This window comes from Natrinema sp. 74 (assembly GCF_046097095.1).
Lineage (GTDB): Archaea > Halobacteriota > Halobacteria > Halobacteriales > Natrialbaceae > Natrinema.
In genome coordinates, this window is record NZ_CP175698.1 from 469,461 (window position 1) to 494,289 (window position 24,829).

22 protein-coding genes are annotated in these 24,829 nt (G+C 63.7%); 12 read left to right on the plus strand and 10 right to left on the minus strand.

The window, feature by feature from the left end; genetic code table 11:
• Positions 1-6: 6 nt before the first annotated feature.
• Entirely contained in the window at positions 7-1,476 is a 1,470-nt protein-coding gene (locus tag ACJ70B_RS02335) for an aldehyde dehydrogenase family protein (RefSeq protein ID WP_408958807.1), read from the minus strand.
• 204 nt (positions 1,477-1,680) lie between these two features.
• On the opposite strand from ACJ70B_RS02335, the gene dpsA reads away from it, so the two are divergent.
• Positions 1,681-2,226: a DNA starvation/stationary phase protection protein DpsA gene (dpsA, locus tag ACJ70B_RS02340; RefSeq protein ID WP_408958808.1), complete on the plus strand. Its 546-nt coding sequence runs from the start codon at positions 1,681-1,683 to the stop codon at positions 2,224-2,226.
• A gap of 150 nt (positions 2,227-2,376) precedes the next feature.
• Here dpsA and ACJ70B_RS02345 read toward each other — a convergent pair whose 3' ends face one another.
• Complete coding sequence (locus tag ACJ70B_RS02345; protein ID WP_408958809.1) at positions 2,377-2,544, minus strand: hypothetical protein; 168 nt, start codon at positions 2,542-2,544, stop codon at positions 2,377-2,379.
• Between the two features lie 227 nt (positions 2,545-2,771).
• Between ACJ70B_RS02345 and ACJ70B_RS02350 the strand changes: the two genes are divergently transcribed.
• Positions 2,772-3,098 carry a hypothetical protein gene (locus ACJ70B_RS02350; protein ID WP_408958810.1) on the plus strand — a complete coding sequence of 109 codons (327 nt, stop codon included), beginning with the start codon at positions 2,772-2,774 and terminating at the stop codon, positions 3,096-3,098.
• Between the two features lie 210 nt (positions 3,099-3,308).
• On the opposite strand, the gene purM is transcribed toward ACJ70B_RS02350, so the two are convergent.
• Genes purM through ACJ70B_RS02365 form a run of 3 tightly spaced genes read right to left on the minus strand, consistent with a single transcriptional unit; the run spans position 3,309 to position 6,743 of the window.
• Complete coding sequence (gene purM / locus ACJ70B_RS02355; protein WP_408958811.1) at positions 3,309-4,289, minus strand: phosphoribosylformylglycinamidine cyclo-ligase; 981 nt, start codon at positions 4,287-4,289, stop codon at positions 3,309-3,311.
• A 55-nt stretch (positions 4,290-4,344) separates the two neighbouring features.
• Positions 4,345-4,977 carry a metalloprotease gene (locus tag ACJ70B_RS02360; protein ID WP_408958812.1) on the minus strand — a complete coding sequence of 211 codons (633 nt, stop codon included), beginning with the start codon at positions 4,975-4,977 and terminating at the stop codon, positions 4,345-4,347.
• Positions 4,974-6,743, minus strand: a complete 1,770-nt coding sequence (locus ACJ70B_RS02365) for a TraB/GumN family protein (protein WP_408958813.1) — start codon at positions 6,741-6,743, stop codon at positions 4,974-4,976. Before ACJ70B_RS02365 ends, ACJ70B_RS02360 begins: the two co-directional genes overlap by 4 nt.
• Before the next feature lie 175 nt (positions 6,744-6,918).
• Here ACJ70B_RS02365 and ACJ70B_RS02370 point away from each other — a divergent pair, with 175 nt between their 5' ends.
• Complete coding sequence (locus ACJ70B_RS02370; RefSeq protein ID WP_408958814.1) at positions 6,919-7,368, plus strand: acyl-CoA thioesterase; 450 nt, start codon at positions 6,919-6,921, stop codon at positions 7,366-7,368.
• A 50-nt stretch (positions 7,369-7,418) separates the two neighbouring features.
• On the opposite strand, the gene ACJ70B_RS02375 is transcribed toward ACJ70B_RS02370, so the two are convergent.
• Both ACJ70B_RS02375 and ACJ70B_RS02380 read right to left on the minus strand, forming a co-directional pair.
• Positions 7,419-7,979: a hypothetical protein gene (locus ACJ70B_RS02375; RefSeq protein ID WP_408958815.1), complete on the minus strand. Its 561-nt coding sequence runs from the start codon at positions 7,977-7,979 to the stop codon at positions 7,419-7,421.
• Between the two features lie 99 nt (positions 7,980-8,078).
• Positions 8,079-8,216: a hypothetical protein gene (locus tag ACJ70B_RS02380; protein ID WP_408958816.1), complete on the minus strand. Its 138-nt coding sequence runs from the start codon at positions 8,214-8,216 to the stop codon at positions 8,079-8,081.
• A 243-nt stretch (positions 8,217-8,459) separates the two neighbouring features.
• Between ACJ70B_RS02380 and glmM the strand changes: the two genes are divergently transcribed.
• From glmM to ACJ70B_RS02405, 5 genes are all read left to right on the plus strand, one after another.
• A complete protein-coding gene (gene glmM, locus ACJ70B_RS02385) occupies positions 8,460-9,851 on the plus strand; it encodes a phosphoglucosamine mutase (RefSeq protein ID WP_408958817.1) in 1,392 nt (463 codons plus the stop codon).
• Positions 9,852-10,066: 215 nt separating this feature from the next.
• Positions 10,067-11,749, plus strand: a complete 1,683-nt coding sequence (locus ACJ70B_RS02390) for an alkaline phosphatase family protein (protein WP_408958818.1) — start codon at positions 10,067-10,069, stop codon at positions 11,747-11,749.
• 99 nt (positions 11,750-11,848) lie between these two features.
• The gene (locus ACJ70B_RS02395) at positions 11,849-12,511 is read left to right on the plus strand and encodes a helix-turn-helix domain-containing protein (protein ID WP_408958819.1); all 663 of its coding nucleotides are present in this window, start codon (positions 11,849-11,851) and stop codon (positions 12,509-12,511) included.
• Between the two features lie 451 nt (positions 12,512-12,962).
• On the plus strand, positions 12,963-14,450 hold the full coding sequence (locus ACJ70B_RS02400) for a right-handed parallel beta-helix repeat-containing protein (RefSeq protein WP_408958820.1): 1,488 nt from the start codon (positions 12,963-12,965) through the stop codon (positions 14,448-14,450).
• Between the two features lie 197 nt (positions 14,451-14,647).
• Positions 14,648-16,285, plus strand: a complete 1,638-nt coding sequence (locus tag ACJ70B_RS02405) for a flippase (RefSeq protein WP_408958821.1) — start codon at positions 14,648-14,650, stop codon at positions 16,283-16,285.
• Between the two features lie 65 nt (positions 16,286-16,350).
• Here the strand turns inward: ACJ70B_RS02405 and ACJ70B_RS02410 are convergent, their stop codons facing one another.
• On the minus strand, positions 16,351-17,625 hold the full coding sequence (locus ACJ70B_RS02410) for a polysaccharide deacetylase family protein (RefSeq protein WP_408958822.1): 1,275 nt from the start codon (positions 17,623-17,625) through the stop codon (positions 16,351-16,353).
• Between the two features lie 177 nt (positions 17,626-17,802).
• Between ACJ70B_RS02410 and ACJ70B_RS02415 the strand changes: the two genes are divergently transcribed.
• Positions 17,803-18,777, plus strand: a complete 975-nt coding sequence (locus ACJ70B_RS02415; protein WP_408958823.1) for a glycosyltransferase family 2 protein — start codon at positions 17,803-17,805, stop codon at positions 18,775-18,777.
• 152 nt (positions 18,778-18,929) lie between these two features.
• Positions 18,930-20,138: a succinylglutamate desuccinylase/aspartoacylase family protein gene (locus tag ACJ70B_RS02420; protein WP_408958824.1), complete on the plus strand. Its 1,209-nt coding sequence runs from the start codon at positions 18,930-18,932 to the stop codon at positions 20,136-20,138.
• Between the two features lie 61 nt (positions 20,139-20,199).
• Here ACJ70B_RS02420 and ACJ70B_RS02425 read toward each other — a convergent pair whose 3' ends face one another.
• Positions 20,200-21,543, minus strand: coding sequence for a polysaccharide deacetylase family protein (locus tag ACJ70B_RS02425; RefSeq protein ID WP_408958825.1), 1,344 nt, complete (start codon positions 21,541-21,543; stop codon positions 20,200-20,202).
• Between the two features lie 225 nt (positions 21,544-21,768).
• On the opposite strand from ACJ70B_RS02425, the gene ACJ70B_RS02430 reads away from it, so the two are divergent.
• Together ACJ70B_RS02430 and ACJ70B_RS02435 are read left to right on the plus strand one after the other, a co-directional pair.
• On the plus strand, positions 21,769-23,502 hold the full coding sequence (locus ACJ70B_RS02430; RefSeq protein ID WP_408958826.1) for a hypothetical protein: 1,734 nt from the start codon (positions 21,769-21,771) through the stop codon (positions 23,500-23,502).
• 196 nt (positions 23,503-23,698) lie between these two features.
• Positions 23,699-24,097, plus strand: a complete 399-nt coding sequence (locus ACJ70B_RS02435) for a hypothetical protein (RefSeq protein WP_408958827.1) — start codon at positions 23,699-23,701, stop codon at positions 24,095-24,097.
• Between the two features lie 81 nt (positions 24,098-24,178).
• On the opposite strand, the gene ACJ70B_RS02440 is transcribed toward ACJ70B_RS02435, so the two are convergent.
• On the minus strand, positions 24,179-24,790 hold the full coding sequence (locus tag ACJ70B_RS02440; protein WP_408958828.1) for a hypothetical protein: 612 nt from the start codon (positions 24,788-24,790) through the stop codon (positions 24,179-24,181).
• Positions 24,791-24,829 lie beyond the last annotated feature (39 nt).

Below are 24,829 nucleotides of genomic sequence, written 5' to 3' on the forward strand. Positions count from 1 at the left end.
CCGGATTCAAAGGACGATACTCTTCTCGCGCATCATGGCGTGAATCGAGGCGTCGAGGCCCTCGCGGCCGATCCCCGAGTCCTTGTTGCCGCCGAAGGGCACGTCGCCGAGGCCGTGGCTGGGCGCGCCGTTGATCCGGACCGCACCCGCGTCGATGCGCTCGGCGACCCGCATCGCGCGCTTGTAGTCGCTGGTGAAGACGGCGGCGTCGAGCGCGAGGTCGGACCCGTTCGCGATCTCTAAGGCCTCATCCTCGTCCTCGAAGGTAGTGATTGCGGCGATGGGGCCGAACTGCTCCTCGTCGACGATGCGGGCGTCGTGGGGGACGTTCGCGAGCAGCGTCGGCTCGAAGAACTGATCGCCGAGTTCGTCCGGGACGCCGTCGGGAGCGCGCCGCTCACCGCCGCGGACGATCTCCGCGCCCTTCTCCACGGCGTCCTCGACGAGTTCCTCGACCCAGTCAGCCTGGTCTTCGCTGATGAGCGGGCCGAAGGCAGTGTTCTCGTCGAAGAGATCGCCGGCCTGCCAGGCGTCCATCTGGCCGTCGAGCAGGTCGACGAGGTCATCGTGGACCGATTCGTGGGCGAGCACGCGCGAGACGGCCGAACAGCGCTGGCCAGCGTACTTGAACGAGCCTTTGGCGCAGCTGCCAGCCACGTCCGAGAGATCCGCATCATCGAAGACGACCGCGGGGGCGTTGCCGCCGAGTTCCATATGGAGGTTGACCATGCCGCTCTCGCGAGCGACGTGTTTGCCCGCGCCCGAGGAGCCGGTCATGGCGATGGCGTTGACGCGGTCGTCGCCGGACAGCACGTCGCCGATCTCGCTGGCCTCTCCGGGGACGAAGTTGAACGCGCCGTCTGGAATCCCGTCGACGTCGGCGATGACGTCGGCGAGGATCGCCGCCGAGATTGGCGTCTTGCTCGCGGGCTTGAGCAGCACGCTGTTGCCGGCCGCGAGCGCGGGTGCGACCTGCAGGGCCGTCGTCGCCAGCGGATAGTTGTAGGGGGTGATACAGAGGACGGCACCGATGGGCTCGTGTTTGACGATGGCCTGCCAGCCCTCGTGGCCCGCCGTCGAGCCCTCGCGGTACTCGCCCTTACTGACGATGTTGCGGGCCTCCTCGGCCGCCCGATCGAATCGCTCGGCTGCCTGCCCGACCTCGCCGCGGGCCGAGGAGATCGGCTTCCCGGCCTCGCGGACGATGACCTCCGCGAGTTCCTCCTCGCGCTCGCGAAGTCCCTCGGCGATCGCCTCACACCATTCGGCGCGCTCGACGACCGTCGTCTCGCGCATCGTGGGTTTGACTTCGTGGGCGGCCGCGAGCGCGCTCCGCGCCTCCGCCGGTTCCGCTGCGGCGACCTGCGCGAAGGTCCCGCCCTCGGCGAGATCCGAGACCGACAACGCGTTCTCGGTCTCGAGCCACTCACCGTCGACGTACAGCCGTTCTCTCCGCTGGGCGATTCCGGTTGCCATATCGGCCCTTTGGTCCCCATACTGAAAATGTTTACTCAGGGCCGAAAAAACAAAGAGTATATTGACGGTGCCCTTCGGTAACACGTTCAATCCGTCCGATAGAAAATACACCACACACTAACCAGAACAATTCTTTAGGTACACCAAAGAAATGTTCTCCCATGGGAAATCTTTAAGTGAATAGCGCGTGTATCGGAAATCGAGATGAGCACTCAGAAGACTGTCCGTCAACAGGCCGGCACCGTCGAGGAGAACGCGCTCCGACTCGAGCAGGACAAAGCCGAGCAGATCGTCGAGGCGCTCAACACCGAACTGGCGAACTCGTACGTCCTCTACCACCAGCTGAAAAAGCATCACTGGGTCGTCGAGGGCGCGGAGTTCCTGCCGCTCCACGAGTTCCTCGAGGAGGCGTACGAACACGTCGAGGAGGGCGCGGACATCATCGCCGAGCGCGCTCAGGCGCTGGGCGGCGTCCCGGTCTCCGGACCCGCGAATCAGGAGGAGCGTTCGACCGTCGAGTTCGAGGGCGAAGACGTCTACGACGTTCGCACGATGTTCGAAAACGACCTCGAGATGTATGGCGACATCATCGAGTCGATGCGCGATAGCATCGAACTCGCGGAGAACCTCGGCGATCATGCGACCGCCGAAATCCTGCGCGAGATCCTCGTCACGCTCGAGGAAGACGGCCATCACTTCGAACACTACCTCGAGGACGACACGCTGGTCCTCGAGGAAGCGACGCACTGACCGCAACGCGTTTGATCGGCTCGACGCCGCGTGGTAGCACCGAAAGCAAACGACGGCTGCCGAATACCGGAGACGGTTTTTTTCGGCGGAGAAGGCTGATCGCTACGTCACGGTCGAGTAGCGGTGGCGTTCGGTCGATTGGCCGGGTGCTCAGCGCTCGAGGTCGACGGTCAGATCCGTCGCGATCCAGCCGTCGCTGTTGTCTTGCTCGGTGAAAACGATTTTTCCGGGCCGAGTTTCGTGGCTCGTCACGACCATTGCCGGCTCCTCGAGTTCCTCGTCGAGTCCGCGGTCCTCCCTGCGAGCGGGTGCTTCCATCACGCTGAGTTAGGCGAGCCTAAATCTAAAAAGGTTTTGGTCGACCTAAGATCGTGAGACTGGTCGCTCGAACGGCGTTCGGAACGGAACTGGCTCGGGCCACCGACGAGTCGGCGTCCGGCGGTCGCCCGCCCACGGCGTTCGATCACACCGGGCGAGGAGTTCCTGCGAGCGATCGGTTCGCGAAGATAGCATCATTTTTCCGGACCGACCGAGATAATCATCATATGGGTTCTCACGAGAATCGGTCACAGGGAGCGAACGGTCGGCGACGGGGGCGGAAACTGATCGCACAACTGTTCGACCTCGATGCCAACCGCATCGAATCGCTGAGTTGGCCACTCGGCAACCGCGTCACCGTCGAAGCGGACGCGACGCACCTCTTCGAACTCGCACATCGCCGCTCCATGCGCACGGTGACCGCGTTCGGGGTAACCGACTACACCAGTGTCTTGCGACTCCGGACCCCGATCGGTCGCGAGAAATTCTACGGCGTGGCAAACGCCGATATCGCAACTCCTCCTGCGAGCGACGAGTGGGCTCGCGCCGACTGACTCGCCGCCGATGCGTCGCCGACAGGCCCGACTGCTACGCGCTCATCCGATTAGGTTCGGCATATCCTCGTCCCAGAGTAATCGGAGCGCAGAATAGGCCAGCGAGAACAAAAACGCGATTGCCACGGCGGATTTCAATGTAGCCATGCGAGAAACCACCTGCCGGGTCGACAAATAGATACGGATTAGAACCGCTCGATCAGCCGCCGATCAGGACAGCGAGAGGCCGCGGATCTCGACCGACTCTCCGTCCTCGACGCGGCCGATAACCTGCCCGTCGGTCTCCGCGACGAGATCCTCAGCTCGGTCTTCGGGGACGGCGACGACGAAGCCGGTCCCCATGTTGAACGTCCGGTGCATCTCCTCGTCGGTGACGTTCCCCTCCTGCTGGACGAACTCGAAGACCGGCTGGGCCGGCAGCGGGTCCTCGATGACGTACTCGCACTCGCCCATCCGCAGCAGATTCGTCCAGCCGCCGCCGGTGACGTGGGCCGCAGCACGGACGCCGTGGTCGCGCATCGGCTCGAGCAGATCGGTGTAGATTCGAGTCGGTCGCAGCAGTTCCTCGCCGATCGTGCGCTCGGGATCGAGCGGGAACTCGTCGGTATACTCGTGGTCGCGAGTGACGGCCTCGCGGGCCAGCGTCAGCCCGTTCGAGTGGATCCCGTTCGAGGGGAAGCCGACGAGCGCGTCGCCGGCCTGCGCCTCACCCTCGAGAATCTCGTCGTTCGTCGCCAGCCCGGCGCAGGTGCCGGCGAGATCGAAGCCCTTCACGACCTCGGGCATCACCGCCGTCTCGCCGCCGAGCATCGTGAGGTCGGCCTGCTCTAACCCCACCGCGAGCCCCTCGCCGATCTCGTTGGTGAGCGCCTCGTCGGGCTCGTCGATCGCCAAGTAGTCGACGAACGCGACCGGTTCGACGCCGGCCGCGACGAGGTCGTTGACGTTCATCGCGATGCAGTCGATACCGATCGTCGAGAAGTCCGCGACGGCTTCGGCCACTAGCAGCTTCGTGCCGACGCCGTCGGTCGCCAGCGCCAGGTATCGGTCGCCAATGTCGATCAGGCCTGCGTACTCGGTCCGTAGGTCGCTGCCGAAGGCCTCGAGCAGCGCCGCGGTCGCGTCCTCGCTGGCCTCGATGTCGACGCCGGTATCGGCGTAGGTGAGCCGTTCGTCGCCCGTGTCGGTCATACTCGAAGGACCTCGCGGAGCGAGCAAAAGGCCACCGGTCCGCTCGAGGCGGGCCTTAGCCAAACGGCCCGACAAAGAAGACTACGTACGCCGCGAGCACTATACTCGGGACGAAGACGACGGCGAAGACGCCCTTGTGCCACCGAATGACGGACTTGCCGTCCAGCGGGCCGAAGGGGATCATGTTGAACGCCGCGAGGAAGAGGTTGATCCAGATCCCCATCTGTCCGATCGTCCTCAACGGCTCGGGCAGGATCACTAGCGGGAGAAAGAGCAATGCGAGGGCGAGGTTCGTGACCGGCCCCGCGAGCGCGATCAGTCCATTTTCCCGTGTCGTGATCTGGCCCCGGTGGTAGACGGCCCCCGGTGCGGCGACGAGGAAGCCGATGAGCGCCCCCATGATCGCCAGAAAGAGCATCTGATAGTCCGCCCGGAATTCGGCGAGTTGTCCGTGTTCGATCGCGACCATTTTGTGTGCGATCTCGTGGAGCAGGAAGGCGACGCCGACGGTGACGAGGCTCAACGCCACCATCGTCAGGAAGACGCCGACGCTTCTCCCCCGGTGGACCGGCGCGAACATGAGCGCGAACGCGACGCTGAGCGTGAGCCACGCGACGGCCAGATCGCGAAGCTCTCGGTCGCTGAACTGTAGTTCCGCCTCGGGCTTTTGCTGGGGTCGATAGCTCATAGCAGCCCCCGGAGTAGCTCGAGGCTGTTTTTCGCTCCGTGGAGCAGTTCGCCCATTAGCACGTCGACGCCGCCGATTTCGGGTGCCAGCCACGGCAACACGACGAACGGGAACAGTCCCGTCGCGATCATGCTCCCGATGTTGGTCAGCGCGACGATCATGATGAGCCGGAACAGCGGCACGTCGAACATCGCCCCGATGGCCTCGTCGATCGGCCGCTCGGTGTCGCCGATGATCTCGTTGAGCGTCTGGATGTCGCGGACGTTGACCGGCCGGTGTTTGAGCTCGACGTACCCGGCGAACCACCCGGGCGCGAGCAGCGGATTGATGCTCGTCAGCCAGGCGATTGCGCCACCGACGCCCGCGCTAATCCAGCGCGCGCCGGCAAGCCGCGCCAGCGTGAATGCGAAAATCCCGTTAAACAGGAACCAGGCGACGAACAGCTTCAGCAGGAAGGCGTTCCTGACCCCGGCCATGATCAGCAGGAAGAAGAAGGCCAGGAAGCCAACCATGATCAGGTAGCCGACGATCTTCAGTGGCGAGAACCTGCTGCCGGAGGCGGTTCCCGACAACGACTCGAGCGACGGGATTTCCTCGGGGTTCAGCAGGTGGCGTTCGATCCCGGCCTTGTGGCCCGCTCCGACGACGGCGAGGACGTCGTACCCCTGCTCGCGGAGCTCGTGGAGGTTGTGTGCGATATAGGCGTCGCGCTCGTCGATCAGTGCGTTCGCACCGCGCGGGCTAAAGCGCCGGAACTCCTCCATCATCGCGGCGACGACGTCGCCGTCGGTCATTTCTTCGATATCGATCTCGTCGATCTCCTCGACATCGCCGCCGACGGCGTCAAGGGCGAGCCCGACGACAGCGCCGACCGCGACGCCGACGCCGAGTCCCGCGAGAACGCCGGTCGTCCCCCGAATCGCGTAGACGCCGGCGCTCTCGGCGGCCGCTGCCGAGACCGGTCCGACGAAGGTGTCGGTCGCGACCAGTGCGAGACAGCCGCCGATCCCGAGGACCAATCCGGCGAGTATCCGTCTCGAAAACCCGGAGAGGTAGCCGCCGTTGGACCGCCCGGTGGACTCGAGAGGCGGCAAGAAGAGGAGGCCGGCGAACGCGCCGACGAGTGCGCCGATCGCGCCGCCGCCGACGTACTGCAGCGTCGTGGGGTTGGTGAGCCCGACGAGCAGGAGGTCGCCGAAGCCAAGCAGCGGGGCGATGAACGCGCCGATGAGGAAGCCGACGACCATCCCGCCGATCGCGCCGAAGGTGACCCCGATCGTCCGCGGGTCGGTGATTCCCAGCGCGAGTCCGCCGACCATCTTCAGTTTCTCGGTCAGCGAGAGCCGCCGCCAGAACCGCTGGATCGTCACCTGAATGTCGCGATCAACCAGGGCGACGCCGCTGCCGTGTTGTTCGGCGGCCTCGATGCCGGCGCGCATGTCGGCACCGGGCTCGATATCGAACTGATCGCCGAGCCGAGACTGGACGTACGACAGCATCCAGTAGGCCAGAAACTGGAAGACCGTGTTCCCCGAGAGGAGATCCTCTGCCTCGATGTCGTCGGGCGTCCCGCCTTTCATCTGCCGGTAGCGCCCTTCGTCGAGTTCGACGGCGACGACGTCCGGTTGCTCCTGTTCGATCGTGTTGCGCACTTCGTTGACGCTCGCCTGCGAGACGTGTGCCGTTCCGAGGACTTCGACGGAGCCGCGGTCGCGATCGGGTGGTGCTGGCGGCTCCGGCACGTCGGCCTCGCCTGCATCGCTCATTACCCGATCAACTCGGCGGCGACTTTTACCAGTATCGGACCACGAACCGTTGGATACGAGCACCGGTTCGAACCGATGTCGGCAGACGAGCCGATTCAGTGCTCGAGCCTCCGAATTGCCACCAAACCGGGCGCTGAAAGCAAGACTGATTGCCGGCGTGCGGAAAGACCGCTCGATGACGGATCTCACGGAGACGATCGTCGAGAACCGCGAACTGGTTCAGCCAAACCATGCCAACATGCTCGAGACGGCCCACGGCGGGAACGTCATGAAGTGGATGGACGAGGTGGGGGCGATGTCGGCGATGCGCTTTTCCGGCGAGACCTGCGTCACCGCACGCGTCGACAGCATGAACTTCGAGCGATCGATCGCCGTCGGCGATACGGCCTACATCACTGCCTACGTCTATGACGCGGGGACCTCGAGCGTGAAGGTGAGGTTGGTTACCGAGCGCGAGGACCTGCGGACGCGAGAGCGCGAGCGGACGACGGAATCGTACTTCGTCTACGTCGCGATCGACGACGATGACGAGCCGACGACGGTGCCCGACCTGACGGTCAGCACCGAGAAAGGTGAACGGCTTCGACGGGCCGCGCTCGCGGACGAAGACCGGCGATCCGACTGAGCGCGAACGGAGGCGAGCGTCGCCGGTTCGACGCGACCGGGTGTGGCCAGTCACCGATTGGCCGGCTCGAGGTCGCCGAGGACGCGGTCGCCGAACATGAGGACTAACAGCGCGCCGACGAGATCGAAGACGAGGTCGAACAGCGTATCGACCCGCCCGTAGGTGACGAGCAGCGGCTCGAGGCCGAGCCGGTCGGCGACCGTGTGGACGATGTACTCCCCGATCTCCCAGCAGACGCCGCCACAGGCGACGACCGCGACGACCCGCGGGCGGGGATCGCGGCCGCGACGACGAGCGACGGCGAAGACGGCCCCGCCGAGCAGCGTCGCCGAGTGGGTGTGCGTGAGGTGGTCCCACCACCAGACGTCGTCGTAGGGGCCGAGCATGCCGACGGCGTGTGTAAGCATCGCGCTCTCGAGATAGATGCGCTGCCAGTTCCGGAACTCGACGTCGTACTGCCGTTCAGCGATCCCGGGTAGATACGTCGCGACGAGGGCGACGACCGCGTTCGCGACGGCTCCCGGATTCCGTCGGCGAACGCCGACGACGAACACGGCGACGATAGCGTATCGAATCCCGCGCTCGGCCTCCCGTCCGACGGTCGTCTGCATGACTCTCCCTGATAGATGCCGGCGTTTCGGGTATAAACCCCTCGTCGAACGGCCGCGAGGGTGATCGCTCGAACCGAGATAGCCGCGATGGCGTACTCGTTATTCAGATCGGTTCTCGGCGAGGTGCTCCCAGATCTCCGTGCAACCGGCACCTTCCTCGATATCGTCCAGGTGGGCGTCGTCTCGCGTCTCGTCCGACTCGGTCGTCTCCCGATAGTCTTCGACTGCGTCTGTCATCGGTGGATGCAATGATCGGTACCCGCATAAAAACTCGATAGCGAGCAACACGTACCCGTACTCACGCCTGTCGGACAACCATGCCGCTATCTTGGATCGAGTTCGGACGGGCTCGACGACCGGATCGAGGCTCGTCGACGACTCTGCGGCCGGTTTTTGGCTCGAGACCGTGTTCCGAGAACGCGCCGTTGTCTCCGTTCTAATGACTTCATAGTAATCCCCGCGTCATCGCCCATAGTCGCTATGTTCGGAACCAGCGGTATCCGCGGCCCCGTCGGAGAGGAGGTAACGGCTGCTCTCGCGCTCTCGGTCGGACGCGCCGTCGCGTCGGACGGCTACGATCGTGTCGTTGTCGGACGCGACGTTCGAGAGAGCGGTGCGGTGCTGATAGACGCGCTCACTGCCGGCCTCCGAGAGTGCGGTGCGGACGTGCTCGAGGCTGGCGTCGCGGCGACGCCGACGATCGCGCGAACCGTTTCCCGGACGAACGCGGACGCAGGAATCGTCGTCACGGCCTCGCACAACCCCGCACCGGACAACGGGATCAAACTCTGGGACGCGTCGGGCAAAGCGTTCGATCCCGAGCAACTCGAGGCGATTGCCATGCGGATCGACGGCGACGAGTACGATCCGCAGGCATGGGACGGCCAGGGCTCGAGCGAGTCGCTTGCGGACGCGACGGATCGCCACGCGGCGGCGCTGCGCGAGTCAGTGTCGCTCCAGGAGTCGCCGAGCGTCGTCGTCGATATCGGCAACGGGACCGGCGGGATCACCGCGCGCGTCCTCTCGGAACTCGGCTGCGATGTCACGACGCTGAACGGGCAACAGGACGGGAGCTTTCCCGGTCGGCCGAGCGAGCCGACGCGGGAGACGCTCGCCGAGCTCTCGGCGCTCGTCGCGGCGACGGACGCCGACCTGGGGGTCGCACACGACGGCGACGCCGACCGGATGCAGGCCGTCGACGAGACCGGTACGTTCGTCCCGAAAGACGTCCTACTCGCGCTGTTCGCCCGGGAGGCCGCAAGCGACGGCGACGCCGTCGCCGCGCCGGTCGGGACCAGCATGGCCGTCGACGACGCGCTGGCGGCCGTCGGCGCGTCGGTGACGCGAACGCGGGTCGGCGACGGCTTCGTGGCCGACCGCACTACGCGCCCGGACGTCGTCTTCGGGGGCGAACCCAGCGGAGCCTGGATCTGGCCGACCGAAACCCCGTGTCCGGACGGGCCGCTGGCCGCGTGCAAGCTGGTCGAACTCGTCGCCGACCGGGGGCCGCTGTCCGCGCTCGTCGAACGGGTTGAAACGTATCCCATTCGCCGCACCTCACTCGAGGTCGCGGACAAAACCGCCGTGATGGACCGGGTCGACGATCGGGTCCGCAAACGGTACGACGACGTCGACGCGCTCGACGGTGTCTACGTCGACCTCGACGACGGCTGGTTCCTCGTGCGTGCAAGCGGCACCGAACCGCTCGTCCGCGTCACGGCAGAGGCGCGAGACGAGTCGCGAGCCGAGCGACTGGAAGCAGCGGCCGTCGATGTCCTCGAGCAAGCGATCGAAGCGGCATCGGACGCGGGCCGCCAATCCGACCACGATGGCGGCCGGGAGGCCGACACGATCACACCGGATCGGCCGTGATCGGGTTCGACGGGCGGCGTCGACACGCTCCCGATCGTTCGGCCGTTAGTCTCCAAGGCCGCCGATTCCGAACGATACGACGGTTTAACGGATCGATAATGAAGTGTTTCGTTGCGCTCGGCGGACGTAGAGCGTGGTGCAACGAACGCACCGCTGTCGCGAATCGTCGACAGCGGAACGGGACCATCGACTGATATACGTGAACCAATGAAACGATGACTCGGACGTTTCGCCGTGATGACACTGAATTGACCGAACGGACCGCGAGTGACGGGGACGGACTGGACACGCTTCTCATCGGTATCGACGCGGGCTGTCTGCCCGTTTTCGAGCGGCTGTTCGATGCCGATCGGATTCCGACCATCGAGCGGCTCTGCTCGGAAGGCGTGAGCGCACCGCTCGAGTCACAGATTCCGCCGTGGACGCCGAGCGCCTGGCCGTCGATCTACACCGGCGTCAACCCCGGGAAACACGGCGTCGTCGGCTTCGTCGGCTACGACGGCTACGACTGGCACGTGACGAGCAACGACGACGTCCGCGAACACTCGCTGTGGACGCTGCTGGATCGACACGATCGCTCGAGCGTCGTCGTTAACGCGCCGGTCACCCACCCGCCGGACGAGTTCGACGGTGCCGTCATCCCAGGATTCCTCGGACCGGAGGACCCGCCGTGCCATCCCAAGGGACTGCTCGACGAGGTCCGCGACGCGATCGGTGAGTACCGCGTCTACCCGAGATACACGCGCGGCGACGACTCGCTCTCCGACGACGCGAAGATCGAGGAGTACGAGAATCTCGTCCGGATGCGCGGCGAGGCGTTTCGCTACCTCGTCGACGAGTTCCGGCCCGACTTCGGGTTCGTCCAGTTCCAGAAGACGGACACCGTCTTTCACGAGTTCAGCGGCGAGCAACGACACGTCGACAGCGTCTACGAGGCGACCGACGAACAGATCGGTGAGATTCTCGAGGCCTGTGATCCGGACCGAGTCTTCCTCGTCAGCGACCACGGAATGGGGCCGTACGACGGCTACGAGTTCCGAATCAACGAGTTCCTCCGCGACGAGGGCTACCTCGAGACGACGACCGGCGGCAAAGGAATGCCGTCGTGGACGCCGATGCGCCGGCGGCTCCGCGAAGGGGAAGAGGTCGACACCTGGGAACCGGGTGCGGTCGCACGCGCGGCGTCGGTCGCGGCGCGGTTCGGCATCACCGCTCGCCGCCTTCGGAAGGCCCTCGAGCGGATCGGGCTGGCGGGGCTCGCGAGGAAGTACGCGCCGGGCGGTGTCACACGCACGGCGAACGAACAGGTCGACTTCGCCGAGTCGGCGGCCTACGTTCGCGCGCGGACCGAACTCGGGGTCCGGATCAACCTCGAGGGGCGCGACCCGAACGGCGTCGTTCGACAGGACGCGTACGAACAGCTCCGCGAGGACCTCATCCGACGGCTTCAGGCCGTCGAAACGCCCGACGGCGAGCCGTTCTTCGAGACGGTCGCGCCGCGCGAACAGTACTTCCACGGCGATAAGATCGACGCAACCGTCGACATCGTCACGATCCCCGCTGACTTCGAACACACCCTCACCGAGCAGTTGGGCGACGGCGACTACTTCGGCCCGACCGAGCCTTGGAACCACAAACTCGACGGGGTCTTCGTCGCGACGGGCGCGGGAATCGATGAGGACGCCTCGCTCGAACGGGCACACCTCTTCGACGTCGCCCCCACGGTCATGGCTGCGATGGGGATTCCCTACAGCGACCGCATGGACGGCAGCGTCGTTCCCGTCGTCGATCCGATCGACCCGATCTCCTATTCGGCGTACGACGGCGACGACAAGCAGCGGCCGGCGACCGACGAGGCGGTGACAGACCGGCTAGCCGATCTCGGCTATATGAACTGAGTCGCCGTTACGAGGCCGATTCGCGTCGCTGCAACCATCGCTTAGCCGCGCTATAAGTATGGGCCGATCGCACCGAGAGAACGGTACGTCCGACATCGCATGGGATTCATCGCAGAAGTTCACCTGGCTCACGACGACTTGCCGCTGGTACCGACCATCGAGCGCTCGTCCGACGTGACCCTCAGGTACGAGTACGGGACGACACACGGCGACCGACGCCTACAGTTCGTCTCGGCGTTTGGCGATGACTACCCGACGCTCGAGGCCGCGATGGCGGCTGATCCGACCGTTTCGGATCCGACTCGCATCGCTACGTTCGACAACCGGGTGATCTACCGCGTTGTCGTCGATACTGACCTCGAGCTCATCCCCGCTCGGTGTGCCGAACACGGGTTGTTCATCTTCACGATCACCAGCGACGACGACGGCTGGGTGACGCGACTCCACCTCCCGGATCGCGACGCGCTCTCTGCATTTCGGATCAACTGTCGTGACCGTGACATCTCGTTTCGCATCACGCAGCTATACGACTCATCGGTGTCGGACGATCAGACGTACTTCCTGACCGACCGGCAACACGAGATCCTCACGATGGCGTACTACGCGGGCTACTTTCAGGTCCCGCGGAACGCCACGCAAGACGATCTCGCCGACCGACTCGGCGTCTCCGATTCGGCGGTCTCCCAGCGGCTCCGCCGCGCCATCTCCGAACTGATCGCCGCGACGCTCGAGAACGATCGACTGCCGGCTAAACATGGATAGCTCCGGCCGGAGATGACTCATGTTATCTGATGTAACATCGGACCTGTTCGGCATTGATCATTCACACCGGCGCTAAACTAGCGCGTCTCCAGAACCAAATTCCGTGCTCCCGGGTAGTGATACGTCTCACGTCTACTTCGTGATATCATCCTATATTCATTAGAATAGTATAACTTTCACTACTACTGACGAACACTCGAACGGTGCGATCAACGTTCACTCTTAAAAGCTTGCCATCCGAATCCATAGATACTGGGCCTCCTCATTACTCAAAACAAATTGAATTTCAATGTCGGAACGAAGTGGTATGAAACACTCAAATCGAGGCGATTCTCGCGGCTCTCGGCCGGCCGGAAGGGGAGACGGCCAGCCTCCGCTCGACGATTCGTCTAGTGGAACGGGATCGAGACGCAGGTTCTTACAAGGTACCGTCGCAGCGTGTGCCGTCGGCATGGGGCTGACATCGACTGCGAGCGCGGCGTCGGAACCGTATGGACAGTACTACGACGAGTATTCGACCGTCGTGGACGTGACCGAGGCGGGAGCAGATAACTCCGGCGACGAATCGATTACGCCCGTTCTCGACGAAATTAGGGACGACGACACCCTACTCGTTTTTCCCGAGGGTCGGTACTACATGGACGAGCAGTTCCGGTTCACCGGCTTCGAAAACTTCGGCGTCGTCGGGGAAAATGCGACGCTGGTCCCGGCAAACTATTACGACTTCTCCGGACCGAACTACCGACTCTTTCGTCTCGGCGTCTCGTACAGTCCCGGAGGCCGCCTCCGATTCGAGGGATTCGACGTCGATCAGACGGCCTCCAATACGGGTATCAGGACGATCGAGGCCAACGTCTCCGACCGACTCGAGGTACGGGACATCACGATCCACGGGCAACACGACAGCGGTACCTGGGGGCCGGGGCTGTTCAACATCACCGACTCAGACGGCACTGGGATCGTCGAACGCTTCCGCGCCCCGGATGGCGGTGCGTGGATCAACGACACGCCGACCGCGGGCGACCGCTGGCGCGGGCCGAGCGGCATCGTGGCGAATCAGAACGTGGGGACCCTCGAGTTCAAACACTGCTGGCTCGGCGCGTTCCCGGACAACGGACTCTATGCGGCCACCGGGAGTGGGAAGATAATCGTCTACGGCGGCCTCTATCAGAACAGCAACGGCGCGAACGTCCGGATCGGCGGTCGTGGTAGTGAGATCAGATGGCCGACGGTCGAGATCGATTCGACGCGGCCGGAAGACCGGTCTCAACGCGGTATTCGGATCGAGAACGGCCGGAACATCACGATCCACGGTGCGGCGGTCGAGAACTCCTCGCCCGAAGCGACTAGTCACGCGGTTTCGGTGATGAACACCTGCGAGAGTGCGTGGATCGAGGACACTCGCATCGAACTCCGCGGCGACGACGTGAACCACGGGATCGTGCTCTCGCCCAACTGCGGGGGGGTGACGGTCGTCGACACAACGGTCACCCACGAGACCGCGGGCGGCTATCCGTTCTGGATTCAGGACAGCGATAATACCGAACAGATCCTCGCCGAAGGCCTCACGATCACGGGCCAGTCGGGCGACGCGGAGGGCTTCCGCGATGGGATTCGCTGCGAACGCGACAACTGCCGGTTCAACAACATCGATGTCGCACAACCCGGCCGCAGCGGCGTCGATCGGAACGCCATCGTCAATACGGCGAGTGAGGTGACGGTCTACAAGAGCGACCTGCGCGCTAGCCAGTATCCGTTCCTCGATATCGGCACCAATACGCTCGTTCGCAATTCGGTGCTCCAGTCCACTGGCGGTCAGGAGGCCGTCTGCCTGTACGCCTCGTCGACGAGTCCGGCCTTCAAGGAGAACCGTCTGGTCGAGGGCATCCGCGATTTCGGCGCGAGCGACGTCACCACCTGGTCGAACACGTACGAGTAATCTTCTTCGAGCGGTTACGAGTGAGGTTTCCCGCTGGTCGCTCCCTCCTCCACCGGAATTCACCTTCAGCCGTTTAATCTCCGTATAATAACGCCTTGTGGATGTCACTGTGTCGGTACAGTGAGTCCGCCGGATGGTGAGCGAGCGTCGGCGATGGGGTTCGTCGATCGTCGACCCGAACGTATCAGGGGAAAACCGTGAACAGGAGTATCACGAGCGGTGTCGTCTCGGTCGTGAGCGCGAAAATCGTCGTGCTCTTCGTCACCATTCTCTCGAAGCCGCTGCTGTACCGATTCCTCGGCGCATCGGCGTTCGGTGAGTATGCGTTCCTGCTTTCGGTCTTCGCGATCTACATGATCTTCGTTAGTTCGGGGATCACCGACGGCGTCCGGAAGTTCCTCGCGGAGGACCGTACCGCGGCGAACTGGAGCGAACACGTCGTCGGCTTCTATTTCCGACTGGCGGTCCTCCTCGCCGTCCTCGGCGCGTTCCTGCTGGTGCTCGCGACGTGGCTCGGACTCGTCGATCGCGCGTTCGGACCCAATCTGACGGGCTATTTCTATGTGCTCGCCGCACTCGTCGTGACGGCGCAGTTTCGCGACTACGCCCGGAAGACGCTCATGGGGTTCGGTCTCGAGCGCTATTCGGAACCGCTGAAGATCGTCCAAAAGGTCGGCTTCGTCGTGGTCGCGATTCCGCTGACCTACGCTGGCGTCGGCGTCATGGGTGCGCTCGCGGGCCAGCTGGTCGCGAGCGTGCTCGTCGCCGTCATCGGACTTACGCTCGTCCACCGCCGGATACCGCTGTCGTCTATGGTTCGCCGCCCGCCGAAGCAGTTTCCCCGGACGCAACTGCTCACGTTCAACTCGATGAGCATCGTGTTAGTGTTCCTGATGATGTCGCTGTACCATATCGACATCATCATGCTCCAACATTTCCGGTCGGACACGGTGGTCGGTAACTATCGGGCGGCACTGGCCATCGCCGAGTTCCTCTGGTTCGTCCCGATGGCGATCCAGACGGTGTTCGTCCACTCGACGTCGGAGCTGTGGTCGCAAAACCGGTTCAGAGAAATCTCGGACCTCGCATCCCGGACGACGCGCTATACGTTCTTATTGACCGCCGTCATGGCGGTCGGGCTCGCGGCGCTTGCGGACGTCGCCGTCCCGATCTACTTCGGTGCTGAGGCAAAGCCGGCGATCACGCCCCTGCTGTTGTTGCTTCCGGGAGCACTCGGATTCTCGCTTGCGCGGCCGATCCTCGCGATTTCGCAGGGGAAGGGAGCGCTCCGCTATCCGGTGGCCGCGACCGGCGTCGCGGCAGTGGTCAACCTGGCGCTCAATCTCACCCTCATCCCGCGATTCGGAATGGGCGGTGCGGCCATCGCAACCAGCGTCGGCTACGGCTCGATGTTCGTCTGCCACTGCTGGAGCGCTCGTCGCGTCGGCTTCGATCCGCTTGCGGACGCGCGACTCGGGCGTGCGGCCCTGACGACGCTCCTCGCAGCCGTCCCGATCGTCGCGCTCTCGACTGCGATCTCGAACTCGTGGCTCGCACTCGCAGTCGTCCCGCCCGCCGGCTTCGTGATCTTCGTGGCGTTTGCCCTGCTCGTCGGTGTGATCGACCCGGCGGAACTGTTCGAGGTGCTGTCGGCGTTTCCCGATCCGATCGGCGCGAAAGCGGACGTGGTTTACGCGTGGCTCGTCGGCGGGGAACGCGGCGGTCCGTCCCGTAACTGGTTACAGCACCTCCTGTTTGTCGCCGGCCTATCGCTGCTGCTTTCGGGGCTCGCGTTCGGGCTCTTGCGTCCCGAGATACAGACGGTCACGCCGTAACGGATACTCGAGTCCACGTGGGTCGGTGTTCGGACGATGGGCCGCTGAAATTGTCCTGTATCGCGCTAGCCGTTTAACAACTCCGTCGCGGTCACGACATTGACGTCCCGTTCCGCGACGTACTCGAGAACGTCGTCGAACGCGCGCTCGCTGATGCCGTTTTCGCCGCCGAAGTAATCGAACTTCAACACCGCGAGCTGGCCGTAGTCGGCGGCGTAGTCGACGTACCGCTTCGTCACGTCCCCGGCGGCACCGGAGAAGAAGCCCACGTTATACGGGTCCGTAAGCGGTAGTGCGTTCGGACCGCCGCCGAATCTAAACGCCTGCTCGTGGTACTCCTCGAGAAGGTCGTGAGCGGTCGGACTGAGGATGTTTCGGGGCGTAACGAAGTGCTTCGCGCCGTCCTCGAAGCCGCGGCTCTCGAGGTAGGCCTTCGTTTGCCGAATCATCCCTTTCTGTCTAGCGGGTGGGAACTCGTGGAGGAAGTGCGCGCCGGTCCGCGGCCGGGCCGCCATGTCCCAGCCCGCGTCGTCGAGTGCGGTGAGTTCGTCGATCGTGAGCCTCCCGCCCTCGCCGACGGCTTCGGGGATGACTGCCTCGACGCCCGCGAAGCCGTACGACTGCATCCGCTCGAAGGCGGTCGCGCGGTGGCTCTCGAGCGTTCCGTCGAACAGGAACATGACCTTCCCCGTCTTGGGCCGATCGACGGCACGGATGTCGTCGACTGAGCAGTTGAGCGCGCCGGATCTGTCGCCGCGCCGGCGGGCAGTCACCCGAAGCCCGCTGACGGTCGCGAGATCGGGCTGTCCCTCGAGTTGGCCGGTGCCAAAGTCGACGCGAACCCATCGGTCGCGCGGCCCGGTTAGCGTCCGCTCTAAGGCGTAGACGTTGCGCGAGTTCGGCGCGTATAACTCGAGTGTGAGACGAAGCTGGTCGCGACCGGTGAACCGAACCGCGATCGAGAGGTTCTTCTCGCGGAGATCCCATTCACCGGAGACGGTGTAAGCGGCGGTGTAATCGGTGTTTGAGCCCGCCGAGAGGTGTGCCGACTGCGAGCCCGCGTACGGGTCGTCGGTCTCGGCCGTCAGTTTGCCGGCGTCGATCATCGCGGTCCACTCCTCGAGGGATTCGAAGTTCTCGAGTTGTTTCCCGGGTAGAGACGGAAGCGCTGCGGCACTGGTCCCGTCGTCGGTCTCGTTCGACTGCGGCCGAGTCTGAGAGGCAGTCGGTTCGCCGTCCGTACCGCGTCCCTTACGCATTTTCGAAGAACAGCCCGCGAGTCCGAGTGTTCCGGCTGTCGCAATTGTGGTCACGAACGATCGGCGATTTCGCTTCGTCATCGGCCACGTCAATGAACCATTCGACCTTTCTTATACAGTTATTAGCCCTGCCGAGCCGCCGCTCGCCACACGGATACCGCATCGTCGATCGATCGGTCGATCCGGCACAGCCGGCGTCGTCGCCGCTGGCGCTTACCCACGCGATAATAATCCGGTCCGGACGGATAGCTTCGCGACATGACCCAGGTCAGCGTCATTATCCCGACGTACAACAGGGCTGCGACGCTTCCGCGCGCGATCGACAGCGCGCTCGAGCAGACGATCGACGACCTCGAGGTGGTCGTCGTCGACGACGGTTCGACCGACGACACCGAGTCGGTGCTGGCCGACTACGAGGATCCGCGAGTCCGGTCGATCACGCACGATACCAACCGGGGTGCGAACGTCGCTCGGAACACCGGTATCGAGCACGCGAACGGAGAGTACGTCGCTTTTCTCGACTCGGACGACGAGTGGCACCCCGAAAAGCTCGAGCGCCAACTGTCGGCCCTCGAGGGCCGCTCGAGCGATTGGGTCGGTGCCTATTGTGATTCCGCGTTCGACCTCTCCGGCACGAGCGGCCGTCTCCGGACGACGGCCGCGTCGGTCCTCGCCAGTCGAGACGATGAGCCGACGCGGGAGGGCGGCGAGGAACTAATGGCCGAAATCCTCGCAGACAACGTTCAGCCGGGGGCGGGCTCGACGCTGCTCGTCCGGACGGCCGTTGCCAGGGACGTCGGTGGCTTCGACGAGGATCTCGACCGGTTTCAGGATCCGGAGTTCTGCCTCCGCGTGCTCGAGCACGGACGGCTCGCCTACCTCGACGGGGTGCTCGTCCGCCGGGACGAGACCGGCTACCCGCCAGCGGCCGTGATTGAAAACGCGAGCGAACAGTATCTCGCCGAGTACGACTCCGAAGTCGAGCGCTTCGAGAACGCGGGGTACGAGATCCGCTCGAGTCACGAACTGGTTATCGCGAAGCGATATCTCGCGGAGGGACGGTTCCTACAGGGGCTCCAGCATCTGCAAGCGGCCGCGGTATCGCCGCGAGCGTACCCCGGCGTTTGTTGGGTAGCGGGCGTCGGCGTTCGGCGGCGACCTCGCCCGATCGTCGGGACGCTGCTGTTCGCGCTCGTCGCGACCCTAGTCGGCCGGCGTGCGCTCGCTCGGTGATCGGACCCATAGACAATTCAACCATTTCTACTTCGGAACGATCTGAGTGCTGGAGTCGCGTCGGTATAGATCGTTTCGGAAGCGAAACGATTCCGTTGTCATCGGTTATAACATCTGTAGTAAAACGGACTGACGCAGACCGAACGGACGGAATGAGACTCGATATACTGTCGCGACGATCGGTATTAGCCGGGACAGCCGGGATGACGCTTGCCGGTGCTGGTGCCACCAGCGTCGTCGGTGAATCGACGCAAGGCGACGATGGGAGCGTCGCTCGGGATTCGTTCGTCATCCGCGAGGGGACGGCCGAAGCGACGACGGTGTACGTGACGACTGCAGACGCTGCAGGACCGACGGCCGTTGTCGTCGGTGGCGTCCATGGGAACGAGGTCGCGGGCTATACGGCCGCGGGGCAAATCGCCGACTGGCCGATCGATGCCGGCAGGCTCGTCACGATACCGAAGGCGAACGCCGTCGCAATCGAACGGGGCACCAGAAACGACGAAGCAGGCAACAACTTGAACAGACAGTTCCCCGAGGGGGAGACACCGGGAACGGCGCTTGCACGCGCCATCTGGAACGTGGTCGAGAAATACGATCCCGATATCTTGATCGATCTCCACGAATCGACGGGGATCTATGCGGGCAATCCCGTCGACGGCGTCGGACAGGCGATCTTTCACTCAGGGGGCGAAGCGGCCACCGACGCGGCCGCCGACGCCGCCGACTACGTCACCAGAAACTACGTCGATGACCCCGACCTCGCGTTCCAGCTCGGGCCGTTTTCCTCGCCGCAGTCCGCGCCGAACGGGCTGCTCACGCACAAGGCCGCTCGCGATCTGGGGGCCCAGGCGTTCCTCGCGGAGACCCTTTCCGACGTAGCCCTCGAGACTCGTGTCCGATGGCACACGGCCATCGTCGATCGGCTCTTTCAGGATGAACTCTTGCTCAACGGAAGTCCGCCCCAGCAGTCGGTCGACGCGGAGGAGCCGGTGGAACCCGAGTCTAACACCACCGATGAGAACGGGGCCGACGACAGCGACGAGTCGTCCGACGGTAATGCATCGGACGGCAATGCACCGACCGCGAACCTACAGGTGCTACCGACGTGGATCGATAAGACGTCGCTCAAGTCAGGCCGGCAGATCACGCTCGACGCGTCGCGGTCGTGTGACCCGGACGGCGAAATCGTCCGCTACGAGTGGCGCGTCGGTAAGGACGGCGTGTTCGACAAGACCGGTGAGACGATCGATGTGACGATTGGACCGAACGGCGGCGGTGAGTATCAGGTCGCGTTGCGCGTCGTCGATGATACCGGGTTGACCGACATCGACGAGACCACGCTCTCGACCGGCTGCTGAGACGAGACCACGGCCACGGAGAGACAGTAACTCCGAGAAATGAACGTCTCGAGATCCGAACTTAGCGGCCGCCCGCTCGTAGCGTCCAGAGGTCGTCGAAGGTGATGACCTTGACATCGGCGCTGTCGATGTGCTCGAGCAGCGTCTCGTAGTCGCCCTCGGGCATCGTGTTGTTGACCTCGAAGGAGTGGAAATTCAGGATTGTACACTGATTGTGCTGTGCGGCGAGATCGACGCTTCGCTTCGCGATCTCGAGGTCGTGGCCGATCGTCCGCGGTAACACCAGCGGATCGAAGCCGTAGACGCTCGTCGTGTTGACGTTACCGGCCTGGTTGAAGCCGCCGCAGTAGTGGTAGTTCGTCGTATGCTCGAGACTCGTCTTGTCGAAGCTGTTGTGGGGATAGACGATGTAGTTCGCGCCCTCAAACCCGTTCTCGATGAACCACCGTTTGTCCTGCTTCAGCCGGGTCTCGATGGCCGATTCGTCGTCGAGTTCGGCGATCGGGTTGTGGGTCCCGTGGACGACGATCTGATCGCCGGCCTTCTGGCGTTCTTTGAGTTCCGAGAGCGACATTTTCCCGTCGCGACCTTGTTCGACCCATCGCGGCACCGGGGCCTGCACCGCCGAGAACCCGTACTTGTCGTGCATCGGCGCGGCCTTCTCGTAGTAGTCGAGCGTTCCGTCGTCCCAACTCAACATGACGTACCCCTGATCGGCCGTTTCGTGCGTGCGCAGGTCGTCGATCCAGACCTCCGCCTTCGGCATGGAGTGGAGCACGTGAACTTCGAGCCGATCGAGGTGGTCCAGTGCGGGTTCGTACTCGCTCTGCTGGAAGACACCGGGGCTCGCTCGGAACCAGCCGATATCGGGATCCCGATACCGGATCTGCCGGAGGGAGTATATCTTATCGCTGCCGAACTGGTCGACTATGCGCAGGTTGACTGCGATGCTGTTTGGCGTCGACGTCCGCACCGCAAACGACAGGTCCGTCTCCGAGAGGCTCTTTCCTCCGAGGTTCCGTTGAGCGAGGATGTTTTGGCTCCCGTTCGACTGCAGTCGGAAACTCTGCTTGCCGTCGAACACGACGTCCGTGTCTGCCTCCCCCGTTCCCTGTTCGACGGTCCAGGGCTCAAGGTCGGAGAAATTGTCGAGGGACTCGCCGGGCTGGCGAAACCGCTCTCGGCTGTCGAATTCGGTCTCGAGCGCCGGAACACCGTCTGCGAGTCCCGGCACTGACGATCCGTTTGGCTTGTCCGTCGTATTGTTTGTCGTGTCGTTCGACGAATTCCCGTCGGACTGGCCGGTCATAGACTTGAGTCGTTCCGTACAACCGGCCGTACCGACGAGTCCGGCCGCACCCGCCAGTGCGAGGAATCGTCGTCGCGTAGCACGTTGCTGAGACATTGGCGGGGCGAAGCTACCGACAGCGATCCTATTATTATGGAGACGGTAGGCCACAGCGGCGGCGGCTCGAGACGGCGTGTAACGCCCGCGCTGACGCTTAACGGTTGCATAGTTATTGAACGCACCTCCGAGGACGATACCGGAGGCGTCCGTGAGACGAGGGCCCGTCCGGAGCTCGCCGGCTCGATACGAACGGGCGGACGCCATCCGCGAAAGTCGTCGACGATGAACAGAGAATTATTTGGCGTATTCGGCGGTATCGACACGTTCGAGCGGTTCAGGTCTCGCGATGAATTCGACGCGGTGCTTACCGGATCGACCGTCACGGTCGGCATCAGAGACGAGGACCTCGGAACTCCTGGCTGGAGTGCCACCTACGCGGGTGACGACGGCCGTTGCCTGATATGGGGCGAATCGTACGTTCCCGGCGACGAGTCGAACGCCGCACGCTGGCTTCTCGAGTCGTACGAGGCTGACGGACGCGAGGCGCTGCAGGAACTTAACGGATCATACCTGGTCGTTCTCGACACCGGGCCCGGCGGCGACGCATTCGTCGCCACGGACCCGGTTCGCTCCCGCGAGTGTTTCTATACCGACGAGCCCGGGGTCCGAGTCTTCGGGACCGATACCGCGACGATTGCACGGACGATTTCTGACCCGACACTTCACCGGGACGCGATCCTCGAGTTCATGCACCTGGGGGTGACGCTCGGCGAAAAGACGGCCGTCACCGAACTACACCGGTTGCCACTCGACAGCCGACTCACGCCGACGGCAGTCGATCCGCTCGAACGGTTCGTCTACGACCCTCGAGAGTTCGATGTCGTGGACGAACTCGCCGATCGGCTCGAGCGGGCGCTCCAACGGCGCTCAGTGCTGCCCGGCCGAAAGGGTGTGTTGCTCTCGGCGGGCTACGATTCGCGGATCATCCCTTCACAACTCACCGACATCGACCACAGTTACACCGTGGGTGCACCCGACGCCGCAGAGGTCCGTGGCGCGAAACGTCTCGCCGAGCAGTACGACATGGGCCACACGGCCTTTCAGCCGGACGAGCGCTACCTCCGCGCCGACGAATCGAAGGTGCGCCACTCTCACGGGATCAAGGAGTCGCTGCACATCCACCACGCCGGCTACGCGGACGAGATGGATGTCGATACGATGTACCACGGACTCCTCTGTGATACGTTCTTTCGCGGCCACTTCGCCGCGCGGAAGACCGTCGACGTCCTCGGCAAACGCGTCCCGACCGGCCGACTCGAGTCCGACCCGGACCCCGTCGAGGTGCTCCTCAAGAAGTTTGGCTACGACGCCGCGGCCAGTCGTGAACTCACCGATCGAACGTCGTTCGACGCGGATCCGGCGCGGTTCGTCAGGGAGGCGATCGCCGCCGAGTTCGATGCGAGACAGTGGCGCGCGGACACGGTCCAGAACGCTCTCGCCTGCTGTGGCATCGCGAACCAGCCGTCGATGCCGTTTCACGATCACCTCTCGGATCGGTTTCTGACGTCGTTTCTGGCGACGGACCGCGAGCTGATCGATTGGCACTTGCAAACCCCTCCGGAATACCGAACGACGGACACGTTCCTCCGGGCGTGTCGGCGAATCGACGCCGACATCTTGCGACACAGGCCACCGGATCGACCGTACGATACGACGCTGTTCAACGAAATCGAGGGGTTCGTGCGCCGGAAGGCACCACTTCTCACCTCCTTCGAACCGCCGTGGCCGGACCGCAAGACCCTCTTCGACCGGTACGACCTCGATCGCCGTCTGCTGGGCGACCTCGAGCACGTCCACGACCTGCCGGCCAGACACAAGCTTCGTCTCGTCGACCTCCGCGGGTGGCTCGAACGCTGGTCAGACGTGGGGGAGCGACCGATTTCTTGGTTGCGTTCTCCGCAATCGGCTGTTGCACAGCGTAACCGACTCATCTCGGCCGATGTCACGGATCGTTAATGCGGTCCGGCCGCGGTTATTGCGAGCGAGCGAGCGATTACCAGCAATTTATTCCGTTTACGACGAGTAAACCATGAGTATACTTATATACCAACGGATTTTAGCGCGGAATATGCGTCTGACGCCGTCCTGGTTACACGCTTCAGCGGACGGGTCCACTGAAGAGTCGTCCGAGGAATCACAGAGCGGATCAGGTGTGACGCTGATCCACGCTCCGAACGAACAATCACTGGACGACATCGAAGACGATGGCCGGGCGGCGACGTTCCTTCCAGAATCGGACGCTGGGTTACTGGCCGTCATCGACGAACTGGACACGCCCGTAACCGTCGATGAGGTCACCGATACGCTGATCGAACCGGCCCGACCGTCGATCGAAACGTGGGCAACCGTTCACGAACGACTGCACTGCGACCGACTTCCGGCGCTTGACGCGTCAGGGGCCATCGAATTCGATGAGGGACAGGGCCTCGTCGAACGCCCCGCTCACTCGAGCGAGGGCAATCGATTCTCGAGTACGCTGTTAGCGGCACTCTCCCTGGGCTTTCTGCTTGCCGCCGTCGGACTCGTCACGATTTCAGTGTTCATCGCCTGATCGTCGATCGTTTGACGATAGAATACGTTCTATCCGTTCGTACCGTCGGTCGGAGCCGGAATTTACTGTGGGTGTCCGTCGTTAGTCGATGACTCGGCTCAGGGTGAGGACGGTAAAGAGGAAGAGGATGACCGCGCTCAGACTGATTCCAGAGAGGAACGAGACGACCGGCAGTTCGATCACTGCGCCAAGCAGGATCGCATAACAGAGGACGATCGTGGCGACGTAGTAATCGTCCCACTCGGCGTCGGTCGAACTCGCTTGCTCGGTCGGTTCGGTCTCTACATCCGTCTCGAGGTACTGATCGACGCGGTCGGCGAGCGGTTTTCGCTCGACGATGCCGCGGTTTTGCTGGTACTCGATCAGACCCGCGTCGTCGAGCTTCGAGAGGTGGGACTGATAGAGCGGGATGTAGACGCGCTGGCGCTGTGTCGACGTGAGGTCTTCGACGGTAGTATTGTGTTCCCACGCTGCGACCTGTTCTGCGACATCGCGCATACGTACGGGCCCTTCAGTGCCCCGGAGATAGCGGAGCACCAGCCGCCGGCGCTCGTTTTGGAGGAGATGAAAGATTTCGTCCTTCGAAAACGCCGACTCCTCGGAGGCGCAATCAGCTTCCGTGTCCGCGTCCTGAGCATCGTCGTCCGCGGCCTGCTCATTCTTCTCTTCCGGGCTGATATATTCCGCGTTCATTGCACAGTCTTCCCTAATCAGAAGGAGGTAATAAAGTAT